Annotated in this window: 14 protein-coding genes; 8 read left to right on the top strand and 6 right to left on the bottom strand. The window is 45.9% G+C overall.

Features of this window, described 5'->3' with window-relative positions:
• Nucleotides 1-17: 17 nt before the first annotated feature.
• From GZN30_RS10285 to gltB, 4 genes are all read right to left on the bottom strand, one after another.
• Nucleotides 18-5,465 carry a glutamate synthase-related protein gene (locus GZN30_RS10285; RefSeq protein WP_075651435.1) on the bottom strand — a complete coding sequence of 1,816 codons (5,448 nt, stop codon included), beginning with the start codon at nt 5,463-5,465 and terminating at the stop codon, nt 18-20.
• A 300-nt stretch (nt 5,466-5,765) separates the two neighbouring features.
• Nucleotides 5,766-6,197 (bottom strand): DUF1499 domain-containing protein, encoded by a 432-nt coding sequence (locus tag GZN30_RS10280; protein WP_075651437.1) that lies wholly within the window; start codon nt 6,195-6,197, stop codon nt 5,766-5,768.
• A 188-nt stretch (nt 6,198-6,385) separates the two neighbouring features.
• Nucleotides 6,386-7,855 (bottom strand): glutamate synthase subunit beta, encoded by a 1,470-nt coding sequence (locus GZN30_RS10275; protein ID WP_075651439.1) that lies wholly within the window; start codon nt 7,853-7,855, stop codon nt 6,386-6,388.
• Nucleotides 7,855-12,393: a glutamate synthase large subunit gene (gene gltB / locus GZN30_RS10270; protein WP_075651441.1), complete on the bottom strand. Its 4,539-nt coding sequence runs from the start codon at nt 12,391-12,393 to the stop codon at nt 7,855-7,857. Before gltB ends, GZN30_RS10275 begins: the two co-directional genes overlap by 1 nt.
• Nucleotides 12,394-12,926: 533 nt before the next feature.
• Here gltB and GZN30_RS10265 point away from each other — a divergent pair.
• The 5 genes from GZN30_RS10265 to GZN30_RS10250 all read left to right on the top strand — a co-directional run bounded on the left by GZN30_RS10265 (nt 12,927) and on the right by GZN30_RS10250 (nt 17,755).
• Nucleotides 12,927-13,859 (top strand): TIGR01212 family radical SAM protein, encoded by a 933-nt coding sequence (locus tag GZN30_RS10265; protein ID WP_075651444.1) that lies wholly within the window; start codon nt 12,927-12,929, stop codon nt 13,857-13,859.
• Nucleotides 13,860-14,200: 341 nt separating this feature from the next.
• On the top strand, nt 14,201-16,546 hold the full coding sequence (arcB, locus tag GZN30_RS10260) for an aerobic respiration two-component sensor histidine kinase ArcB (RefSeq protein ID WP_075651446.1): 2,346 nt from the start codon (nt 14,201-14,203) through the stop codon (nt 16,544-16,546).
• Nucleotides 16,547-16,550: 4 nt separating this feature from the next.
• Nucleotides 16,551-16,997 (top strand): hypothetical protein, encoded by a 447-nt coding sequence (locus tag GZN30_RS10255; protein WP_075651448.1) that lies wholly within the window; start codon nt 16,551-16,553, stop codon nt 16,995-16,997.
• A gap of 264 nt (nt 16,998-17,261) precedes the next feature.
• Entirely contained in the window at nt 17,262-17,396 is a 135-nt protein-coding gene (locus GZN30_RS21445; RefSeq protein ID WP_260338231.1) for a hypothetical protein, read from the top strand.
• A gap of 107 nt (nt 17,397-17,503) precedes the next feature.
• A complete protein-coding gene (locus GZN30_RS10250; protein ID WP_075651450.1) occupies nt 17,504-17,755 on the top strand; it encodes a DUF1127 domain-containing protein in 252 nt (83 codons plus the stop codon).
• A gap of 39 nt (nt 17,756-17,794) precedes the next feature.
• Here GZN30_RS10250 and GZN30_RS10245 read toward each other — a convergent pair whose 3' ends face one another.
• A complete protein-coding gene (locus tag GZN30_RS10245) occupies nt 17,795-18,829 on the bottom strand; it encodes an NADP(H)-dependent aldo-keto reductase (protein ID WP_075651452.1) in 1,035 nt (344 codons plus the stop codon).
• Between the two features lie 167 nt (nt 18,830-18,996).
• Between GZN30_RS10245 and GZN30_RS10240 the strand changes: the two genes are divergently transcribed.
• Nucleotides 18,997-19,308 (top strand): DUF6482 family protein, encoded by a 312-nt coding sequence (locus GZN30_RS10240; RefSeq protein WP_075651454.1) that lies wholly within the window; start codon nt 18,997-18,999, stop codon nt 19,306-19,308.
• Between the two features lie 9 nt (nt 19,309-19,317).
• Here GZN30_RS10240 and mutH read toward each other — a convergent pair whose 3' ends face one another.
• Nucleotides 19,318-19,983 (bottom strand): DNA mismatch repair endonuclease MutH, encoded by a 666-nt coding sequence (mutH, locus tag GZN30_RS10235; RefSeq protein WP_075651456.1) that lies wholly within the window; start codon nt 19,981-19,983, stop codon nt 19,318-19,320.
• A gap of 619 nt (nt 19,984-20,602) precedes the next feature.
• On the opposite strand from mutH, the gene rppH reads away from it, so the two are divergent.
• Together rppH and ptsP are read left to right on the top strand one after the other, a co-directional pair.
• Nucleotides 20,603-21,121 carry an RNA pyrophosphohydrolase gene (rppH, locus tag GZN30_RS10230; RefSeq protein ID WP_075651458.1) on the top strand — a complete coding sequence of 173 codons (519 nt, stop codon included), beginning with the start codon at nt 20,603-20,605 and terminating at the stop codon, nt 21,119-21,121.
• 2 nt (nt 21,122-21,123) lie between these two features.
• The gene (ptsP, locus tag GZN30_RS10225; RefSeq protein WP_075651460.1) at nt 21,124-23,370 is read left to right on the top strand and encodes a phosphoenolpyruvate--protein phosphotransferase; all 2,247 of its coding nucleotides are present in this window, start codon (nt 21,124-21,126) and stop codon (nt 23,368-23,370) included.
• Nucleotides 23,371-23,385 lie beyond the last annotated feature (15 nt).

Below are 23,385 nucleotides of genomic sequence, written 5' to 3'. Positions count from 1 at the left end.
ATTTACAGCGCCTTTCCTTAGGCTGGTTTAGCTTCTTTCTGATTTTTCTGTGCTTGCTCTATTTCATCACGAATCACATCGGAAAATAGCTGGCAGTAAAGTGTCGCTAGCCGTTGACTCAGTGGTTCGACGTTGGTCATCTGCTGAGCAATCTCCGCTTCACGAGTTATGATCCAAACGCTGGTGCCTCGCGAGTGGGTATCCCAAATGTCACGGCGATTAAGAGAATTTTTGTAGTCACTAACGCGTTTGTCTGCAAGCAACACCGATAACTCTTCGTCTTGATAGGTAGAGATGGCCTCTTTGACATCTTTACTGATCGCATCGAGTAACTTTTTATCTTTTAACTCGAACAAGCGACGCAAGCTTGGGTTTTGTTGTGGGTCATTAGGAGTCTGCAGTTGACTTAATTGTTTCGCGCGATGTAAGACACCGCTTTGGGTCAGCAGTTGGCAGATTAAGCTACTATCCATTTCACCGTATTGAGGGCTTAGACCGTTAGCGAGCGGCTGATTATCTCGGTAGGCAAAGTGGATTTGCTCAATGAGGCGGCTTGCCTCACCTTGAATCATCTCTTCCAACATCTTTTTACGCGAGTGAGTGGTGAGAATGCTTTGTGGGTGCTGGCTCTGGGTTAGGGCTAATGGCAATACCAAGGTAAATAGCGTACGACTGGTTGCCCAATCGGCGAGCAATTGCGCCGCTTTCTCTGACCCTGTAAAGCGCAGATGTTGCTCTAGATGCCATTTAAGCGCTTGCTCGTAACCATCATCTTGCTCGATTAGTGGCAAGGTTAGCACCGAATCTTTACTGCAGCTTGCAGCAAATTGACCATCAATATCGTATTGATAAGCGATGCCGCCGGACATGCCATTACCGAAGCCTTTACCATAATTTCCGAGGTTGATAACCGAACCATTGGTCATGTACTCACAACAAAAGTCACCAACACCTTCGACCACAGCAACCGCACCAGAGTTACGTACGGCAAAACGGTCACCTGCTTCACCTTGAATAAAGGTTTGACCGCCAGTGGCGCCAAATAGCGCAAAGTTGCCAATCAAGACATTGTTGCCCTGAGAAAGGCTTTGAGCATGAGGTGAACGCACCACGATGTGTCCACCACTTGCCCCTTTGCCTACGCCATCATTGCAGGTTCCGGTATGGTGCATGACCACACCGCTGTTATTGAATGCGGCGTAACTTTGGCCGGCACTGCCATGGCTGTTTACCGTGATAGATTCAGCGTCAAAGAAGCGACGTCCGTTGCTGGCGGTTTTCACGGCAGGGTGGTAGCGTGCTTTATCTTGATAGTTAAGTGCTCGTTCAATATCAATCGATAGCTGTCCACCCGTGGATTTGTTGCGGTTGTTGAGTTTGCCTGCCGATAAAGTGATTTGTTGATCTTGTGATTCAAAATATTGATCAAGCAATTGCTCAATCAGTTGATCATCGGGGGTAAAGTCTGCTTCAAGGTATACGGGTTGGGTTATTTTGATAGCATCAACGGGTTTGAGTAATCCGGTGACATCAAGACGACCAACGATACTGTGGTGATTCGCAAGATGTAACAGCTCTGTTTTGCCGCGAATCTCACTTAAACTGGTATAGCCAAGTTGGGCTAAAATCTCTCTGACTTCGTGCGCGACATTAAGGAAGTACTGCGCTAGTGCTCTAGGGTCACCTTGATACAACTCTGGATTGGTGGTTAAGCCAGCAGGGCATTTGATATTACAGTTTTTCGCCATCACGCACTTCAGCATCATGAGTGCAGTCGTGCCAAATTCAAATGAATCCCCCCCCATAATGGCTGATTTAATCACATCCATGCCAGTCTGATGAGCATTTGAACAACGTAGCGTAATTTTATCGCGCAGGCCATTCTCGCTCAGTGCTTGATGAACTTCTGCAATACCTATTTCAGCCGCGCGACCGGTGTTTTTCAAACTGGTTACAGCCGCAGCGCCTGTGCCACCAGTATTGCCCGCGACGTTAATGATATCCGCACCTGCTTTCGCTACACCAACGGCTATAGTGCCAATACCTTCTGACGAAACCAGTTTTACGATGACTCGCACACGCGCCGCTTTTGCGTCATGGATAAGCTGACCTAGATCTTCGATAGAGTAGGTGTCATGGTGCGGAGGTGGACTCACCAGTTCTACTCCTGGCGTGCCACCACGCGCGGCGGCAATTTCGACGGTGACTTTTGGCGCAGGTAACTGACCGCCTTCACCCGGTTTAGCCCCTTGAGCTATTTTGATTTCAATTTCTTCGAGCTGAGGATCGGCCAAATAACCTACCCAAACGCCAAATCTTCCTGAAGCAAATTGTTTGATTTTGCTGGATTTAATAGAGTTAAAGCGAGATGAGTGTTCACCTCCTTCCCCTGAGTTACTCATCGCTCCTGCGATATTGGTGCCCTGAGCAACGGCTTGGTGGGCGTTAGCATTGAGTGCGCCGTGACTCATCGCGCCAGAGGCAAAGCAAGGCATAATTAAATGAGCGGGTGTCACTTGGTCCAAACTAATCGCTTTTGGCGTAGATTTGACCCGATTGAGGAAGTGATTAAGTGCTGGTTGTACGATGACTCGAACCGAGTCATTAATCAGTTCAACGAGATCGATTTTATCGCCCCAAACCAGCTCAATTGCTTCTTTCAGCGCATGGCGCACATCTGGATTGTCGAGGGTTAAAAAGTACTCAGGTTGATTATTTTCAACGGTGATACCTCGCCATAAGTAGTCATTATTTCCATCAAAGTGATAACGATCCAGTAAGTGTACGAACTCGGCTTGAGTTGTCGCAGCGCTAAAATCTAATGGCAACAATAAAATGTCACGTAATGTCGCAGGGCGCGTTTCACGTTCCAGATACAGATTTTGGGCAAATGTTCGGTAAGCGGGTGTTATCGAAAATGTATCGATTTGTTCTGACGTAAGTTTCTCATAGCCAGTTTGCTTGTAGGCAAGGTCTTGCTCTTGTACCACCGTTGACTCAAGTAGTTTTGCTTCCGGTGAAGCCTCCACATAGCTTACTGGTTCTTGAGTCATATTGATGTACTCGCGTACCGCGGTATTACCAAAACTGTGTCCAGCACCATCTTGGCGTTCTTTAAAAAGCCCCAATAGTGGAATTTGATTCTCTTCATTAATCGCTAGTGCTTTGAAATGCCACTTTGCGGCGCTCCAAGCGATATCCGCCAATCGAGCTCCGCCTACAGGTGAGGCAATATTGGGAAAGTACTCTTTCAGGCATTCGGAATCTGTGTCGATAAAGTTAGACTCAAAGAATTCACCACCTATATAGCTTTCCGCGGTACAAAGACCGAATTTACCCATGGTTTTCATCAGCGATTTTTCACACGCTTTTTGGAAGTTTTTTAGACCGACTTCAACACTCTGGTTGTTGGCTAGAGTTTGGGCGCGATAGTAGACTGAAAGTGGACAAACCGCAGAGATACCAAAACCGAGTAGGCATGCAAGATCATGGCTGCTGGCAGCCTGACCGGTTTGATAAACCAAGCTGGTATCAAAGCGCAACCCGCGTTGAATTAGGCGTTGATTCGCTGCGGCCGCGACCAAGATAGCGGGCAGGGAGGCTTGATCGTTGGCAATGGCTTTATCGGTTAAAACGACAATGCCATTGCCCGCTAGCGCGGCTGCTTCAACTTGTTGGCAAATGCTTTCTACTGCATTTTTGACGCGCTGGGTATTATCATCGCGGTTGTTGATCGTTGGGGTAAAGAGTGTAGCAACCGTTGCTACCTTAATGCGTTTCTGCTGCAATATTTGCTCTAATTGCTGCGGCTGAATAATTGGAGATTCAAGTACCAACTGAACAGTATCTTGAGGAGTGAAGTTGGGTTTTGCACCCAAAGCAACACGCAGTGTCATGCCATCAGACTCGCGCAGAGAGTCTAGTGGTGGGTTGGTAACTTGAGCGAATCTTTGGCTGAAATATTTCGCCATGCCACCTTCTTCATCGGTCAGCACGTTTGGTGCGAGTCCAAAGCCCATTGCGGATATTTTTTCTGCGCCAGATTCAAGCATTGGGTCGAGGAAGAATTTAAAACTTTCTTGGTTGAGTGAGTAAGCGACATGGCGACTGTACGCACTAAAGTGATGATTATCTTCAATATCGTCTAAGTGGCTGGGTTCAATATCAGCAAGAGTAAAGCGTGCCGATTCAAGTAGTGCAGGGTAATTGCGCTGGCAGGCGAGCTGCTCGAGAATTTGATTGGTTTCATAGCTTTGTCCAGTCGCATGATCAAAGTAAATCATACCTCCGGCTTGGATACGACCAAAGCGAGTGATCTCTTCGGCTGGAAAGTCGATTTGCCCCGCTTCGCTCATTACGGCTAAGTAGCGGTCTGTTTCAACACTTCTTAGTGGGCGAAGTCCTAATCGATCGAGGCGAGCACCAACTTTTTGTCCATCAGAGAAGATGAGCGCGGCAGGGCCATCATTTTTTTCTTCTGAGAGACTGAAATACTCGAGCATGGCTTTGACGTTTTTCGATAGCTTAGTGTCGTTTTCCCATGCTGGTGGCATCATGGCAATTACCGCTGTCACGATATCCATTTGGTCTTCCACCACCCGGCGAGCCAAGGTTTGGTCTAGCCTTGCTGAGTCTGACTGTCCTTTAGGAAATACGACGGATTTGTGCTGCTGACGAGCGATGGCATCCTCACTGAGCCGGTTTTTCTTATCAGTATTGAGCTCACCGTTATGGGCCATACGTCGAAATGGCTGCGCCATCATTGTCGCAGGTGCTGTGTTGGTCGAAAAACGGGTATGGAAAAAAAGCGTGGTAACTTGATGTTCTGGGTGAGTGAGGTCGGCAAAATAAGGCATCACCTCCCAAGAGTTTAAACGTCCTTTGTAAACCTGAGTCTTTGAACCCATTGAAAGAGGGTAAAAACCATGCAAGCTATCATCAGTGAAAGCGATGGATTCGAGTTTGTTTAATGCGAGATTAATATCAAGTTCAAACTGTTGATGACTGCGAGCGATTTGCGCGTCAGTGAATACGTATTGGTGTATGGTTTGTTGAACCTGCTGAGAAGCGAGGTTAACCGCACCTAGGTTAACGGGAACCTGACGATAGAGTTCAAGATCCAAATTAAACTCATTTAAAGTACTTTCAATGAGTGACTTGGCGCGCTGAGATTGCTCGTTATCATAGGGGAAGAAAAAGTTGGCAACACCAAACTCGCCGAGTTGCAGGTGAGGCTTGTTCAACAGGTGTCGATAAAAATTACGGGATATATCAATATTGATCCCGGCACCATCGCCAATACCTTCCGCGTTCATACCGCCACGATGAGGGATGGTACAAAGTGCTTGATGAGCGAGGGATAAAAGTTGGTGAGTTTGTTCGCCTGTTTTGTCCGTGATGAACCCCACTCCACAGCTCGAGTGTTCATGCTCGCGATCAAACAGCGAGCGACATTCCTGATTCATTCGATCTTTTCCTTGATTGCTAGCAGCTTGATTGCTGCTGAGTCCATTGGCTTGTATCACTACAGTGCCATTATTTGTTGTTATTTTTAGTAAGAATAATTCCCATTCTCTTTTGTGAGTAATTATAATTATCATGAGAGGTGGTTTATCGCAAGTGTCGCGTGATAAAGATCGCCTAATGATTGGTCACTGTTAGAGCGTGAATCAATCCGTTTGAGGGGGAGTTACAGGAGGGGAATTAACTTAAACGCCTAATCAAAAGTAGGCGTTTTTCGGTATCAGGTGGTTGTTATTGAGCGATTAGTTTTCGAGCAATCCAGCTTTCTCGAGCCCAGTTCGAAGCTGTTCACCTCGCTTGCGATTGACGCCAAAATCAGAGTAACCCACGCGAGATTCTGAGCGGACGAGTAATTGGTTGCCTCTTATTTCTAGCTCTAAATCATCAACAAAGCGCATGATTTTTGAGGTGCACTCAATACGTAGATAATTGCCTTCATGAGCGGCTGTTTTCGCACCTGGTAAGCTTAGTGCCACGGTTTCAATTTGCTCAATGGTCACATTGTCTTTGATCGTGAATGGAGCGAGTTGAAATTTCTCTCGTTGATCTAAGGTTGAAACACAGTTGGGTTTATCAGCGCAGACTTGATCAATTTTTTTCGTCATGGCTCTGGCTCCTTGGCTGCATCCTGAAAGTACGACAGTGGCGATAATGACTGCGAAAGTAGTTTTCATTTTACTCTTCCGAATGGTTTAGTGTGATTACTCTATACGCAACTATAGTCAAACTGATCACTATAACCAAGTGTATAAAGAGTTTGACGGTGTGGCATGTGATGAGGGCGAAAAAAGACCAGCGCTAGGCTGGTCAAACTAAAATGGAAGGTAAATGGCGAGAAATGGTAGCTTCTCGCCAAATTTTATTAAGCAGAAAGCATCAGTGATTTTGCTTTCGCTTCTAGGTTGGTGCCACCCATTAGGTACTCGTCAACAGCGCGAGCAGACTCACGACCTTCGTTGATACAACGTACAACCAACGATTGACCAGTACGCATGTCACCAGCAGCAAACACGCCAGGTTGGTTGGTCGCAAAGTCAGTGGTTGCCACGTTGCCGCGATCATCCAATGCGATGTCAAGTTGTGCAAGTACACCATGTGGCTCAGGGTGTAAGAAGCCCATCGCGAGGAACGCCATATCACAAGGGATCACACGCTCACTGCCTTCAACTTCTTTAAAGCCTGGACGCTCACCTGGTTTTGGATCTTCCCATACGATGTCAGCGATACGCAGACCGGTTACTTCACCGTGCTCGTTACCGACAAACTCTTTAGTTAAGATGTTCCAGTGACGATCAACGCCTTCTTCATGAGATGTTGAAGTGCGCATGATCATTGGGTATTGCGGCCAAGGCATATTCGCTGGGCGCTTCTCTGGCGGGATCGGCATGATTTCAACTTGAGTGATGCTCTTCGCTCCATGACGGTTTGAAGTACCCACACAGTCAGAACCCGTGTCACCACCACCAATCACCACGACATGTTTATCTTTAGCGTGAATTTCTTCCGTCTTAAGATCCATGTCGTTAGCACGGCGGTTGTTTTGCGAAAGGAACTGCATCGCAAAGTAGACACCATTTAGTTCGCGGCCAGGAACAGGTAGATCGCGCGGTACCGTAGATCCGCCAGTCAGTAGCACCACATCAAACTCTTGACGCAGTTGCTGTGCGTTAACATCGACACCGATATGTTGGTTGACTTTGAACTCAACGCCGGCTTCTGCCATTAAGTTGATTTTACGGTCAATGATGTCCATACCTAGCTTAAAGTCTGGAATACCAAAGCGCAGTAGACCACCCACTTTTTCATCACGCTCAAACACAGTGACTGAGTGACCAGCACTATTAAGCTGCTCAGCAGCAGATAACCCTGCCGGACCTGAGCCGATGATTGCCACGGTTTTACCCGTGCGAGTACGTGGTGTTTTTGGTTTCGCGTAGCCTTCACGGTACGCGGTCTCAACAATGGTTTTCTCAATGTTACAGATAGTGATTGGATCTTGGTTAATCCCAAGTACACACGCACTTTCACATGGAGCCGGGCAAACACGACCAGTAAATTCAGGGAAGTTATTGGTCGAGCTTAGAATGTTCCAAGCTTCTTCCCAGCTGTCACGGTAAACCGCATCGTTAAATTCTGGGATGATGTTGCCGATAGGGCAGCCGTTATGACAAAACGGCACGCCACAGTCCATACAGCGAGAAGCTTGCGTGTTGATCTTGTCACCAAATTCCTCATTGAGAACGAACTCTTTGTTGTTCTTAATACGCTCTTGCGGGTCGATTTTCTGCGGGAGTTCACGACCATGCTCTAAAAATCCAGTAGGCTTACCCATTACACTGCCTCCGCTTCTTTTTGTTCTGCTTCAGCCTTACGCTTTTGAAGTACGGCTTTGTAGTCACGTGGCATTACTTTCACCATGCTCTCTAGGCTTACTTCAAAATTGTCTAGGAAAGACTGAGCCACTTCACTTCCTGTGAACTGAACATGCTTACTCAGCATGTCGAGTAGTAGGTCTTTGTCTTCTTGCTCGATTGGATCGAGGTCAACCAGTTCAGGGTTGAGTTTTGATTCAAAATCACCTGATTTATCCCAAACGTAAGCTACACCGCCACTCATACCCGCAGCAAAGTTACGTCCAGTCGAACCAAGGATAATCGCCACACCACCGGTCATGTATTCACAACCGTGGTCACCCACACCTTCAACCACGACTTTCGCGCCGGAGTTACGTACACAGAAACGCTCACCAGCAAGACCGCGGATGAAAGACTCACCTGAGGTTGCACCGTAGAAACATACGTTACCGACCACGATGTTATCTTCCGCGACAATGCTTGAGTTGGCGTCTGGGTAAAGTACTAGCGTACCGCCAGAAAGGCCTTTGCCCCAGTAATCGTTGGCATCACCTTCCACTTCGAACTTAACGCCCTTAGCAAGGAAAGCACCGAATGATTGACCCGCAGAGCCTTTGAACTTGACGTTCATTGGCTGAGGTAGACCGTTATCTTTGTATACTTTCGAGATTTCATTCGACAACATTGTGCCCGCCGAGCGGTCCGTGTTGACGATTGGGAACTCAGCCGTGACCGCTTCGCCTTTTTCTAGCGCAGGAATTGCGGCTTGAATAAGCTGGCGATCCAGTACCGACTCAAGGTTATGGTTTTGTTGGGTTTGACAGAAGATACCGTCTTCCGCACGCGCTTCTTCAACGTGAAGCACTGGCGTTAGATCTAGGTTCTTGTATTTCCAATGTGATACGTCTTGGCGAACTTTCAGTTTCTTACCTTGACCGACCATCTCATCGATAGTGCGGAAGCCAAGTTCTGCCATGATTTCACGCAGGCCTTCAGCCATGTATTGGAAGAAGGTCACAACATCTTCTACGCGACCATCAAAGCGTTCACGTAGCGTCTTGTTCTGCGTTGCGATACCTACAGGACAGGTGTTCTTATGACACTTACGCATCATGATACAGCCTTCAACCACAAGTGCTGCGGTTGCTACGCCCCATTCTTCCGCGCCTAACAGTGTTGCAACAGCAAGGTCACGTGGTGTCTTCATCTGACCATCTGCTTGAACAACGATGCGGTTACGTAGACCGTTTTTCAGTAGCGTTTGGTGAGTTTCAGCTAAACCAAGTTCCCAAGGAAGACCGGTATGACGGATTGAAGACATTGGTGATGCGCCTGTACCACCATCAAAACCAGCGATCAGTACTACGTCAGCTTTCGCTTTCGCTACACCTGAAGCGATGGTACCTACACCTGCTTCTGAAACTAGTTTGACGTTAACGCGACCTTTACGGTTAGCGTTTTTCAAATCGTAGATGAGCTGTGCCAAATCTTCGATTGAGTATATGTCGTGGTGTGGCGGTGGAGAAATCAGACCTACCCCAGGAGTGGAGTGACGAGTCGCCCCGATCCAGTCATCGACTTTATCGCCTGGTAGCTGACCACCTTCACCTGGCTTCGCGCCTTGAGCCATTTTGATTTGTAGCTCTTCAGCGTTGGTTAGATAGTAAGAGGTTACGCCGAAACGACCTGATGCTACCTGTTTGATTGCTGAGCGTTCCCAGTCACCATTTTCTTTTGGTTCAAAGCGGATTGGGTCTTCACCACCTTCACCTGAGTTCGACTTCGCGCCAAGGCGGTTCATCGCTACAGCAAGGGTTGAGTGCGCTTCGTAAGAGATCGAACCAAACGACATTGCGCCAGTGGCAAAGCGTTTTACGATGCTCTCAATTGGTTCAACTTCAGCAAGTGGAACCGAACCGGCTGGGTTTTTAATAAACTCTAGCTGGCTACGTAGGGTAACGGCATTGTCACCTTGCTTATCAACGGCGGCAGCGTATTGCTTGAACTGATCGTAGTTCTTATTACGCGTTGACTCCTGCAGCAAAGAGATGGTTTCTGGGTTAAATAGGTGTTTTTCACCACGCTGTTTCCACTGGTAAACACCACCCACATCCAGAACTTGGATTGGGATGTCACGTTGCGGGTAACCAAAGCGGTGGCGGATCAGTACTTCTTTGGCGATATCATCCAGAGTGAGACCTTGGATGCGCGATACCGTACCTGTGAAGTATTTATCGACCACGGATTTGTGAATACCAAGCGCTTCAAAAATCTGTGCACCATGGTAAGACTGCAGCGTAGAGATACCCATCTTCGAGAAGATTTTGAGTAGTCCGCCGTTGACTGCTTTACGGTAGTTGTCGAACAAATCACGCGGGTTCGCTTGTGGATCAAGTTTCTTAGTGCGTTGCAGCTCAATGATGGTTTCGATAACCAAGTAAGGGTTAACTGCGTTCGCACCGTAGCCTAGTAGTGTCGCAAAGTGGTGTGTTTCACGTGCATCACCGGTTTCAACCACGATGTCACACTTGGCACGTAGACCTTTGCGGATTAGATGGTGGTGCACTGCACCGACCGCCAGCATCGCTGGAATAGCCGCGTGGTTTGAGTTCACCGCGCGGTCGGTTAGCAAGATGATAGAGTAACCATCAATAACCGCGTCTTCTGCGTATTGGCAAATACGTTTTAGTGCACGCTCAAGTTTGCCTTGATCTTCACTGGCTTGGAATACGATATCCAGCGTTTTCGCTTGCAGGTGCTCGTTATCAATTGCACGTAGCTTCTCTAGTTCAGAGTTAGCCAGTACTGGTGATTCAAGCTCGACTTTTTGACAATGCTGCGGCGTTTCGGTTAGTAGGTTCTGATCCTTACCTAGGTAAGTATTCAGCGACATTACCATACGCTCACGAATCGGGTCGATCGGTGGGTTGGTAACCTGCGCAAACAACTGCTTAAAGTAGTTAGATAGGTGCTGTGATTGATGCGAAAGTACCGCTAGTGGCCAGTCGGCACCCATTGCGGATAGAGGCTCTTTACCATCGTTAGCCATTGGCACGATGATCTCGTTCACTTCTTCCGAGCTCACACCAAACGCTTGTTGACGGTGCAATAGGCGCTCAGGCGATGGTTGGCTGAACTGATTGCTTGCGTCTGGTAGTTTTTTCAGGCTAAGCAGGTTCTCTTCAACCCATTTCTCATAAGGTTGAGCGGTTGCGATAGAATCTTTGACTTCTTCGTCAGAGATTATGCGACCTTGCTCAAGGTCCGCAACGAAGATACGACCTGGTTGCAGGCGACCACGGAACTCAACGTTTTCTGGCGCGATATCTACTACACCAGACTCTGACGCCATGACGAGGAAGTCATCTTTGGTCACTGTGTAACGTGATGGACGCAGACCGTTACGGTCAAGCGTAGCACCTACTTGTACGCCGTCAGTAAAACATACTGATGCAGGGCCATCCCATGGTTCCATGATGTTCGCGTGGTACTGATAGAATGCGCGACGCGTTGGATCCATGTTTTTGTTTTCTTGCCATGCTTCAGGGATCATCATCATTAATGCGTGCGGCAAGCTACGACCGGAAAGCACCAATAGCTCTAGTGCCATGTCGAAGTTTGATGAGTCTGAACTGCCTTCTTGACAGATAGGCAATAGCATGTCGATTTCAGCTTGAGTGAACAACTCTGATTCAAGAATTGCTTCACGCGCTTTCATCCAGTTTAAGTTACCGCGAACAGTGTTAATTTCACCATTGTGGGCAATGTAACGGAAAGGCTGCGCTAGACGCCATTTAGGGAATGTATTGGTTGAGAAGCGAGAGTGAACTAACGCCAGTGCCGTCACCATGGTTGGGTTCTGCAAATCTAAGAAGTACTGCGGTACTTGCTCAGTGGTTAGCTGACCTTTATAAACCAGAGTCTTGTATGACATTGAGTTGATGTAGAAATCATCACCAATGTTGGACACGCTCTCTAGACATACGCGAACCGTGTAGTTACGTAATACATACAGCTTACGTTCTAACTCTTCTGGCGTTGTGCCTGGACCACCAGTAATAAATACGTGTTCAAATTGTGGCTCAGTACTTAGCGGGTCGGCACCGATCATTGAGTTATCGGTTGGCAACACTCGGTAGCCAATCACTTCAAGATCTAGGCGCTTCGCATTACGCTCGAGAATATCTCTGCATTGTTCGCGTTTGTGCTGATCTTTCGGGAAAAGTACCACACCTACACCGTATTTTTCAAAAGAAGGGAGCTTAATCCCAAGCTTAACCGCTTCTTCTAAAAGAAATTCATGAGGTTTTTGCAGTAGGATACCTGCGCCGTCGCCGCTGCATGGATCGCAACCTTGACCGCCACGGTGTTCCATTCGAGCAAGCATATCGAGTGCTTGAGTTACTACTGCGTGTGATTTACGGTTTTTGAGGTGAGCAACAAAACCGATACCACAAGCGTCATGCTCCAACTCAGGAGTGTACAGACCTTGGGTGCTCTGCTCTCTATCTACCATAGATACATCCTTCCAATCTAATTTGGACGCACTGTCGTCAAACGAACTTAATCGCGCGTCACTTCCTTTTATAGTTTTAATTCGCACCTGCTCGAGGTTGACCAGGTTTGATTCCCTTCTTTTCTCACAGGAAAAATGTTGCGAGAAAGACAATCCTTGGTGATATCCAATTTACAGCATCACTTTTGTAGTGATTTATTAGGTGGGGTCTGGCTATCACCGTTCTCCTTGCCGATAGTTTTGTTATTGGCGAATACGCCGCGCAAGTGAGATCTGTAAGTATCCTACAATTTCTTCGGGTTAAAATGCAATCAAAACGCGGCGTTGTTGCGCAATTTTTTCGCGCGCAAAATAGGATTTATGTTTGTTTTCTGCCTAAAATTCAGTTTGAAGCACGTTTAATTGCATGTTTATTGATTTGTGATAGGGATCAAATTGGCAGTTTTGGTTAAATTGCACTCATTTCAAAATCAACAAATTGTGTAATTTAATTACACAAATCTTAATGATTGTCATTCTCATTAGTGGTTAATATGCAGTTACATGAATTGGTCAATACAATAGGTCAGGATTTACATCGCCGTTATGGAGAGAAGGTTCACAAGCTTACTTTGCATGGTGGATTTAGCTGCCCAAACCGCGATGGCACTATCGGTCGTGGTGGTTGTACTTTCTGTAACGTAGCTTCTTTTGCTGATGAAGAAACGCAAGTTAAAAGCATTCAAGAGCAGCTTATCGATCGGGCGGGTGAAATTGCTCGCGCGAAAAAATACCTCGCTTACTTTCAAGCCTACACCAGCACTTATGCGGAAGTTCAGGTTCTGAAAAACATGTATGAAGAAGCATTAAAGGCAGCCGATATCGTTGGCTTGTGTGTCGGCACTCGTCCTGACTGTGTGCCTGATGCGGTACTTGAATTGCTGTCTGATTATGTCAAGCAAGGTTACGAGATTTGGCTCGAGCTGGGCTTACAAACTGCTAATAACGACACCTTGAAACGCATTAATCGCGGGCATGATTTCGAGTGTTATGCCGAAATTACCCAACGCGCTCGCGCGCTAGGGATTAAAGTCTGCACGCATTTAATTGTCGGCTTACCGCGCGAAACTCGTGAAGATAACGTGAAAACCATGCAGCAAGTGCTGGAGGTTGGGACGGACGGTATCAAACTGCATGGTTTACATATCGTTGAAGGTAGCACTATGGCAAAAGCTTGGCGTGCGGGTAAATTGGAAGCGCCTGAGCTAGAAGAATACGTAGCCATTGCGAGTGAACTGATTCGTATGACACCACCTGAGGTGGTTTATCATCGCGTTTCATCAGCGGCGCGTCGCCCAACTCTGCTTTCGCCATTATGGTGCGAGAACCGTTGGTTAGCTATGACTGAAATTGGGCGTGCACTCAACCGAGAGGGGGCTCAAGGTTCACTCGTCGGACAGCCATTCCACTATATTAAGCCTGAGTAACACTTATCTCTTGACTCCAAGCACCATCAACACCCACTGATGGTGCTGTTATCTTCCCCGTTTTCTTTTCGTCCCTGGCGTATCATTGCCTGACGATTGAGCTGTCATCAACAGATGGTTTGCTTTTTCGACAATCACTTATCGACATCCATCCTCATTTCCAATAGGCAAGCCTGCTTAGGTCACACATCCAATAATTAAGCCTAATGTTGTTGGGGATTACTTAGCTGTGTTTCATTAAAGCAGGTAATATGTTGCTATATATCGCTATTTACTATTCTAAATCCAGCAGCGGAACTTTATGGCGATAGCTGCTGCCCTTTTGTCGCTCGGAGCGCTTAATGAAAACCATCAAGAACCTTGCTCAATACTACGTTGACCTATTGGTCAAGCTCGGTATTTTGCGTTTCTCTATTCTTCTGGCTCTTGCTCTTATCTCGCTTGCAGTAGTTGTTCAAGTCGGGATCACCCTGTTTTTAAGTGGCTCTGTCGATAATATCGATATTGTCCGTTCTGTTTTCTTTGGCTTAGTGATTACGCCGTGGGCGGTTTACTTTCTTTCCGTGGTGGTTGACCAACTTGAAGAGTCGCGTCAACGCTTGTCTAAGTTAGTCTCGAAACTGAAAGTGATGCGCTCGCGTGATTTGGAACTGAATCAGCAATTGCAGCTCAATATTGAAAAGCTTAATCAGGAAATTGAGGAGCGCATTAAAGCAGAAGAGGGACGCGAAGAAGCGATGAAAGACCTAGAGAATGAGGTTTATCAGCGCGAGCGTACTCAAATGGAACTCGCCGAGCGTACCGCACTGCTGCGTTCATTTATCGATGCTTCACCAGACTTGATTTATTACCGTAATGCGGAAGGTGTTTTCTCGGGTTGTAACCGCGCCATGGAAGAGTTGACGGGCAAAAAAGAATCGCAACTTGTCGGGCTCACGCCTTGGGAGGTCTATAGCAAAGAAGTGGCGCAACAAATTGTCGAGACCGATGATGCGGTATTTGCTGACAACCAAGCGATAACTTACGAACAATGGCTAGAGTACCCTGACGGTCGTAAGATTTATTTTGAACTGCGGAAAGTGCCGTTTTACAGCAAAGATGGTCGTCATTTAGGTCTCGTCGGTTTTGGACGCGATATTACCGAACGTAAACGCCATGAAGAGTCATTAGAGAAGGCGAGTCGTGATAAGACGACGTTTATCTCGACAATTAGCCATGAACTTAGAACTCCGTTAAACGGTATTGTTGGTTTAAGCCGTATGTTGCTCGATACGCCGATGACCGATGAGCAGCGCAAACACATGCAAACCATTAATGTCAGTGCTATTACCCTAGGTAATATTTTTAATGACATTATTGATATGGATAAGTTTGATCGCCGTAAGTTAGAGCTTTATCCAGCCCCGCTTAACTTTGAAGATTTTGTGGTTGAAATTGAGAGCATTGCTGCCTTGATGGCAGAACAAAAGGGGCTGCGTTTTAATTTAGAGCGACTCAATGATCTGCCAACAGCGATTAGCGTTGATGCAACGCGACTGCGCCAAGTACTGTGGAATTTGATCAGTAATGCGATGAAGTTTACCAAAGAAGGCGGTGTCGTACTTTCGGTCAGTTCATACGTTGAGAATGAGCATGCTTATATCACTTTAGAAGTTGAAGATACCGGGGTTGGTATTCCTGATTCTGAATTAGACAATATTTTTGCCATGTACTATCAAGTGAAATCTGACAAAGATAACTTGCATGCAGTAGGTACGGGTATTGGCTTAGCGGTGTCGAAACAACTGATTGAGATGATGCATGGTGATATTACGGTGAGTAGCGAAGAAGGATTTGGTAGCACCTTCACCGTCACCATTTGTGTGCCGCTTGCGGAAGAAACTGAAATCGCCAAAGTCGAAGTTCAGCTATCAGAGCGTGAATTGAATATCTTTATGGTGGAAGATATTGAGCTGAATATTACGGTTGCACGCTCTTTGCTGGAAAGCATGGGGCATGAAGTATCTGTGGCGATGACTGGGCAAGAAGCGCTCGAGATGTTTGATCCGGAATTGTATGATCTAGTGTTCTTAGATATTCAACTGCCCGATATGACCGGGTTTGATGTTGCAAGGCATTTCCGCGAACTCTACTCGCAATTGCCACCGCTGGTGGCATTAACCGCTAATGTGGTGAAGAATAAGCAAGAATATTATGAGCAAGGCATGGATGAGGCTCTGAGTAAGCCACTTTCAGTTGCCGCAGTGCAAGAGGTTATCGCTCTGTTTGGTGACCATAAACCCTATGAGCCTATGCCGCATTTGCCAGAGCCTGAACACGTTGTGGATACAGGAGAGGTTTATCAGACCATTCTCGATCTCGATATGCTAGAGTCTTATGTTGGCATTGTGGGCACTAAGCCTGTGCTTGAGAGCATTGCTATGTTTGAAGATATGATGCCAGGTTATATTGAATTACTTGATTCCAATATGGTTGCCAAAGATCAAGAAGGCATTGTCTCTGAAGCGCATAAAATAAAAGGTGCCGCCGGCTCAATTGGTCTAAAACATATTCAAAGTGTGGCGCAAAAAGCGCAGTCACCGGATCTGCCAGCGTGGTGGGAGAATATTGATGATTGGGTCGATGAAATTAAGAAAGAATACCAAAGCGATATTCAGATACTCAAAGAATGGCTAGCCCAGAGGTAAGATTATGAAAAAATTTGCTGCTGTTTCACTGACTCTTGCCCTATTAGCAGGTTGCTCTTCGCCTCAAGTGGGGTGGGAGCAAGATGAGCAAGTGACGATAAATAATGCTCAAGTGCAACTAACCAGTAACTTGTGGCTCAACAAGATGCCAACAATCGGTGAGTTACAGGAACAGAACTTACATGGTGCACTTTACTTAGAGTCATCTTCAGCGTTACCAGCAGATTTAGAGATAAAGAGTATCACTCTGCGTCAAGGTGAAGAGACTTGGTTGATTGATGGCGATGACCTAGAACTCCGCACTCACAATGAAAATCAGTGGGAATTGGTGTTTGTTTGGCAGTTTGAATTAGATCCGACTCAACCAGTTGATGTCGCAGTGCAGACCGAGCACCAAGATAAGCAAGAGTGGATGGTTGAGAAACAAGTTAAGATCGACACTGTCTACTAGAAAGTCTCTTTTCTCGCTGAAAGTTAAGCCAACCGATAAGGTTGGCTTTTTTGTTTATAAAACAATTGGGTTGGTTGTTGCATATTTCCAAGAGGAATATCTTATAAACTTACATGCAATTAAGTTATTTTTAGGTTAAAAATTTGTTTTGGTTTTAATTGTTAAAAGTTGGTTGAATATTAATCTCATTTGCTTAGAATTTAACCATGAGTTTCGGCTCATACCCATTCGAAATTGGATTAAATAATTGTAAGGAGGCGCACGATGAAACCATTGATTGTTATGCAAAATCTGTGTGCCCCTGTTGCCCCAGTAAACACCACTATTGTGGTTAAGGGCTCTGCGACCAACGCCTTAATCTGTCAAGGCGATCGCAAACCCGCGCATGCAATTATCTAATCCGTAACCTGTTTTTAATTGGCTGCGGAAAAAGTAGCCGATTACCTCAATAGTTAGATTTTTCTCGGTTGCTATTTTCCCAGCTCTAATCTTGACTGGAGAAAACCATGAACCAATCAATTTACCTAAAAGTTGCCACTTTACTTGTGAGAGCAGACATACGTCGTGAAGAACGAGCTTGGCGAAAAAAGGTGCGTCGTAGTGCCCACGAACTTCCGTGGATGAATGAGCATCTGTTGCGAGATATCGGTTTAGATACCGAAGGGCGTCCACTAGGTAACAGTGTCGCACCTAAAGTAAAAGCTGAACGTCGTATTCGTCATCTTCGTCGGGTTTTAACGCTGCGAATACCGACGTAAGTTTTGGGAGGGAAGTGATATCTCCCTCCCAGCAACTTATTACGGACAGGGGTTGGAATAAGTGGTACCAACCTCCTGGATATCTTTTAGTAATTCATCACTTAACGTTATTTCGATACTATCGATATTATCTTTCAGTTGCGCCATCGTTGTCGCGCCAATGATATTTGCGGCAACGAATGGACGCTGGTTAATAAAGGCGAGTGCCATCTGTGCAGGATCGATTCCATGACGATGGGCTAAGTCGACATAAGCTTGTGTTGCGGCAATTCCTTGCGGAGTAAAGTAGCGCACAAAGCGTTCAAACAACGAACAGCGCGCACCTTCAGGGCGCTGACCATTGAGATATTTACCACTCAGGCAACCAAAAGCAAGTGGTGAATAAGCCAGTAATTCCACGCCTTCATAGTGGCTAATCTCAGACAGACCGACTTCAAAACTGCGATTGAGTAAATTGTATGGGTTTTGAATCGAAACAATTCTTGGTAGATCGTGTTTCTCTGCTAATTTGAGCAGGCTCATTACCCCCCAAGGTGTTTCATTTGAGACGCCAATGTAGCGAATTTTCCCTGCTTTCATTAATTCCGCCATCGCTTCGAGCGTTTCAATTAACGTCACTTCTTGCTGGCTATCAGGGTAAGGGTAGTTTAGCTGACCAAATGTATTGGTTTCACGTTGTGGCCAATGGATTTGATATAAGTCGATATAGTCGGTTTTTAGCCTTGCCAAGCTATCATCAATGGCTTGATGAATATTGCGGCGGTCGAGCTTCATGTTGTCACGAATATAAGGCACATTGCGTGGTCCGGCGACTTTGGTGGCAAGGATCACTTTTTCTCGTTTGCCAGACTTTTCTAACCAGTTGCCAATGTACGCTTCTGTCGCGCCTTGGGTTTGTTGTTTTGGTGGTACCGGATACATCTCTGCGGTATCAATGAAATTGACCCCACGTTCGAACGCATAATCGAGTTGATTGAATGCATCAGATTGTGAGTTTTGTTCACCAAACGTCATCGTGCCTAAACAGATTTTGCTGACTTCTAAACTAGAATGCGGGAGTTTGTGATATTTCATAATCTTCCTTGCTTTGATGTGCTCAGCCAGTGAGTAACAATTACCTAATGATCCAATATAAGCGAGCATTTACCGCGATTAAAAGTGCACAGAACACAAAATAACGCTCTGTAACTATAATAGTGATATGGCTCGTGAGTTATCGACAATAGAGCTGAGGGGGAGATATGCACCGAAAGCAATTAGATAAGTGGATTCATGGCTTTCACAAGAAAAGCTATCAGCCACCAAAAGTGTTTGTGATCAGCTGTTCCGATCTTTCACAGTACTTATTAGCGGTGGAGTATAAACACAAATTAGAACCGATTTGTGAGGATGGAGAGCCGGTTCATTATGCCTCACTCGATCAAGTGAAAGAAGAACTGCATCGACTTGATGTTGAACGCGCTTATTTGCGTTTACACAATAGCTACGATGAGTTTGGTTCAGAAGATGTGCCTAGATACCATGATATTGAACTCGCGGTAACTAAGCACTAGTGAATCCGTCTATGCAAAGTTCTGCTCTAGGATGCGTGCGGTAAATTGGGTACGCAAATAAAAGCCTCGCGGTAAGGTTTTTATTAGCTTACCACTGGCGCCGTAAGCTTCGGTAAGTACACGGCTGTTAGCCGCTTTTGGTCGAAGTTGTAGCACTTCGCCATGTCGAGCGGTAATTTTCTCAACCTGACCAAGTACGATGAGCTCCATCAGTTCTTCCCAATCCGTTTGCAGTTGTCGCTCTTCTTCCTCGCTTGGTGACCAAATCAGTGGAGAACCAACACGACGCTCTGCCAGAGGGATTTCGCGCTCACCTTCAACCGGTATCCATAACACGCGAGAAAGCTTGTTACGGACATGACTGTGTTGCCAAGTTAAGCCATGCACACCTGTCAGCGGAGCAACGCAAACAAAGGTGGTTTCTAACGGCTTACCGTTGTAACCAATTGGAATCGTTTTGAGCTCAATACCCAGTTGCTCAAAGTCTTGTTGAGGTTTGCTGCCTGCTGTGGCGCCTAAATGCCATTCTAGTAACTGCCCAACCCAGCCTTTATCGCGGCGTAAATCTGCAGGTACTGTTATCCCTGCTTCTTCAGCTAATTCAAGGAATGTGAGTCCGGCAATATCGGTGGCGCGTTGCAGGAGTTCTTGTTCTGACTTCGGTTCAGCTTTCATTGGTGACACTTATTGGCTTATTGGCGGACTATTTTAACGCAATCTCACCAAATGTGGAGCTGGTGAAAGATCGTACAGAGTGATGAAAAGATCTTCATTAATAGGTTATCCACAGATATTGAATGAAAAATAGCTAATTTTGCAACTTATGTATGAATTAACAGGGGTTTTGGCGGGGGATTTTGCTTGAATTTTCAGAGTTTAGCTTTTTTTGCTTGAGGTGGTGTGGATAAATAAATGAGTGGTTGATCTTTGAGCAGTTTGGTTGGGCTTAAAATACATGCTGATGAACAGTATGGTTTGTTACTTCTTATTTTATTTAACTATATGTATTGCATGGTTTTTTGTTGGGTTGTGAACGTGGTTGTTTGTTGCGCAAATAACCTATGATGAATAAATGATCGCTTGTTTGGTGTTTTTTCACATACTTATACACAGAAAAGGTGAATAAATGTGGAGTAGGTCTCATCGCGTTGTGAATAACGGCGTTTTTGGTCGATAGTTATTCAGAATGGCAAGATTCGGCGATAATTTCTGTGCTAGTCACACTAGTAAGTTTGCTCCGCTTGGGGATATGTGGAAAAATTACTGCAATTAAGAATTTATTAGAGGTTGGCCAGTGATAGATGGCGATGGTTACCGCTTAAATGTGGGTATTGTAATCTGTAACAACCATGGTCAGGTCTTCTGGGCTAAGCGATACGGACAACATTCATGGCAATTTCCTCAAGGTGGGATTGATGACGGTGAAACACCTGAACAAGCCATGTTTAGAGAGTTGTATGAAGAGGTGGGTCTTACTAGTAAAGACGTGAAAATCATAGCGACAAGCCGACATTGGCTAAGGTATAAATTACCGAAACGACTTGTCCGTTGGGATTCAAAACCTGTTTGTATCGGCCAAAAACAGAAATGGTTTTTACTGCGCTTAGATTGTGATGAAGCTAAGATCAATATGCAGCGTGGTAATTCCCCTGAATTTGATGGTTGGCGTTGGGTGAGTTATTGGTATCCAGTGCGTCAAGTGGTCTCTTTTAAACGTGATGTTTATCGTCGCGCAATGAAAGAGTTCGCGTCCATGGCAATGCCGTTTAAAGAGCGTCGAGTTAAAGGCAAACGTAAATCACGAAGAGGGTAGAGATGCTTTCTCAACTAAGGGACATAGTTGAACAAGTTTCACGAGTTGAAAACGTTCATGCAGCGTTGCAACTTTTGGTTAAGCAAACTTGTCTTGCTATGCACACGGAATGTTGCACGATTTACCTTGCGAATGAAGAGATGCAGCGTCTTGAGTTGATGGCGACTCAAGGCTTGCGTTTTAAAGGCAATAAAATACATATCAACTTTAGTGAAGGTTTGGTGGGGTTAGTTAAACGCAGCGCTGAACCATTAAACCTTGCTGAAGCCTCAAAACATCCCAACTTTAAATACTTTTCTCAACTTGGAGAAGAGGTCTACCAAAGCTTTTTAGGTACCCCGATCATTCACCGCAAGCAGGTTCTTGGAGTGCTGGTGGTACAGCAGAAAGAGCCACGTCTGTTTAATGAGATGGAAGAGTCCTTCTTGGTGACGTTGGCCGCTCAGCTAGCGGTGATTATTGCGCATGCTCAGACTCAAGGGCAATGGCGACTAGAAAAGACTCAACAAGCAATTCGAGGCATTCCTGCGTCATCAGGTGTAGCGATAGGTCAATTCTGGTGGGACGATAGCCAGCCTTTACTTTCGGATGTTAGTCCTGCCTCGACGTTAGATATCGAACGTGAACAGGAGTGGCTGCTTCTTGCTATCGAAGCGGCGTTGAATGATTTTCGTCGGATGCGTAAGAAACTCGACAGTGAAATCAATAAAGATACGCTAGCCATATTCGATCTGTTTACTCACTTGCTTAATGATCCCATGCTACGCAAAGATCTTAAAGTGCAGATTCAGAAAGGCGATCGCGCAGATTGGGCTGTGCGTCAGGTAGTCGAAACCTATTCGAGCCGTTTTGCTCGCATGTCGGACAGTTATTTGCGTGAACGCGCGCAAGATGTGCGTGAGTTAGGTCAACGACTGCTTTACTTCCTCAATAATACCGAGCAAGAGCAACAAACTTTTGATCAGCCAGTGATTTTAGTCGTGCGTGAGTTAACCGCCTCGTTATTAGCATCGATTCCTAAAGATCAGCTACTTGCTGTGATTTCATTGGAAGGTGCAGCGAATTCACATGCGGCTATCTTGTCACGTGCGCTTGGTATTCCTGCCGTAATGGGGGTTACCCTTAACCTCAGCACCATCAATGGCAAGCAAGGTATTGTCGATGGTTACAGCGGTAAGATTTTAGTCTCACCAAGCCGTCAGCTACTCAAAGAGTACCGAGCTCTTGCCAATGAAGAGCGTGAGTTAGCCAATATGGTTAACCAGCGCATTGAAGAGCCTGCGCAAACCAGTGATGGTCAGCGTATTGAAGTGTTGCTCAATGCAGGTCTCAGTGCCGATGCTAACATTGCGGTTAACCAAGGTGTTGATGGGGTGGGGTTATACCGCACCGAAATTAGCTTTTTACTTCAACATCGCTTCCCGTCGGAAGATGAGCAGACCCAGCAATACAATTCGGTATTAACCACTTACCCAGATAAAAGAGTGGTGATGCGCACTTTAGATATTGGTGGTGATAAACCGCTACCATATCTGCCGATTGAAGAGGACAATCCATTTTTGGGTTGGCGTGGGATTCGCTTTACGCTCGATCATCCCGATATCTTCTTAATGCAAATTCGTGCGATGATGCGCGCAAGCTCAACTACGCAAAATTTAAGTATTCTGCTGCCGATGATTTCTGGTGCGCAAGAGCTGGATGATGCTTTGGTATTGATTGAGCAAGCCTATTCGGAAGTTTTGACACTTAACCCGCAGTTGCTTCGACCACAAGTCGGCATCATGATCGAAGTGCCATCAATGCTCTATCTTCTGCCATTGGTGGCAGATAAGATCGATTTTGTTTCGGTGGGAACCAACGATTTAACCCAATATTTACTCGCGGTAGACCGTAATAATTCACGGGTATCTGATGTGTATGAGAGTATGCATCCGGCGGTCATTATGGCGTTGAATCATATTTATCAAACTTGTCAGCAGTTAAAGTTACCTGTCTGTATTTGTGGTGAGTTGGCGGGCGATCCGATTGGTTCATTACTTTTAGTGGGTTTGGGGTATCGTAGTTTAAGTATGAACACCTCAAACGTGGCTAAGGTAAAATACTTACTGCGTCACACCAGTGTGGAAGAGCTGAGTCAATTAGCGACTCAAGCTTTAACTCAACCGTATGGCAACAACATTTATGCGATGATGGAAGATTTCTTTGAATTAAAAGGCTTCTCAGGCTTTATCCGCGCTGGTAAAAAATAAGGAAACAGGGTGTCT

Source organism: Vibrio ponticus, from assembly GCF_009938225.1.
GTDB lineage: Bacteria > Pseudomonadota > Gammaproteobacteria > Enterobacterales > Vibrionaceae > Vibrio > Vibrio ponticus.
The sequence above is the reverse complement of the archived record's forward strand: the minus strand, read 5'-3'. Positions and strand labels throughout refer to the sequence as shown.

Coding starts and splice junctions, on each gene's coding strand:
- GZN30_RS10285 (WP_075651435.1), bottom strand. CDS start 5,465: ATGAATCAGGAATGTCGCTCGCTGTTTGATCGCGAGCATGAACACTCG.
- GZN30_RS10280 (WP_075651437.1), bottom strand. CDS start 6,197: ATGAAAACTACTTTCGCAGTCATTATCGCCACTGTCGTACTTTCAGGA.
- GZN30_RS10275 (WP_075651439.1), bottom strand. CDS start 7,855: ATGGGTAAGCCTACTGGATTTTTAGAGCATGGTCGTGAACTCCCGCAG.
- gltB (WP_075651441.1), bottom strand. CDS start 12,393: ATGGTAGATAGAGAGCAGAGCACCCAAGGTCTGTACACTCCTGAGTTG.
- GZN30_RS10265 (WP_075651444.1), top strand. CDS start 12,927: ATGCAGTTACATGAATTGGTCAATACAATAGGTCAGGATTTACATCGC.
- arcB (WP_075651446.1), top strand. CDS start 14,201: ATGAAAACCATCAAGAACCTTGCTCAATACTACGTTGACCTATTGGTC.
- GZN30_RS10255 (WP_075651448.1), top strand. CDS start 16,551: ATGAAAAAATTTGCTGCTGTTTCACTGACTCTTGCCCTATTAGCAGGT.
- GZN30_RS21445 (WP_260338231.1), top strand. CDS start 17,262: ATGAAACCATTGATTGTTATGCAAAATCTGTGTGCCCCTGTTGCCCCA.
- GZN30_RS10250 (WP_075651450.1), top strand. CDS start 17,504: ATGAACCAATCAATTTACCTAAAAGTTGCCACTTTACTTGTGAGAGCA.
- GZN30_RS10245 (WP_075651452.1), bottom strand. CDS start 18,829: ATGAAATATCACAAACTCCCGCATTCTAGTTTAGAAGTCAGCAAAATC.
- GZN30_RS10240 (WP_075651454.1), top strand. CDS start 18,997: ATGCACCGAAAGCAATTAGATAAGTGGATTCATGGCTTTCACAAGAAA.
- mutH (WP_075651456.1), bottom strand. CDS start 19,983: ATGAAAGCTGAACCGAAGTCAGAACAAGAACTCCTGCAACGCGCCACC.
- ptsP (WP_075651460.1), top strand. CDS start 21,124: ATGCTTTCTCAACTAAGGGACATAGTTGAACAAGTTTCACGAGTTGAA.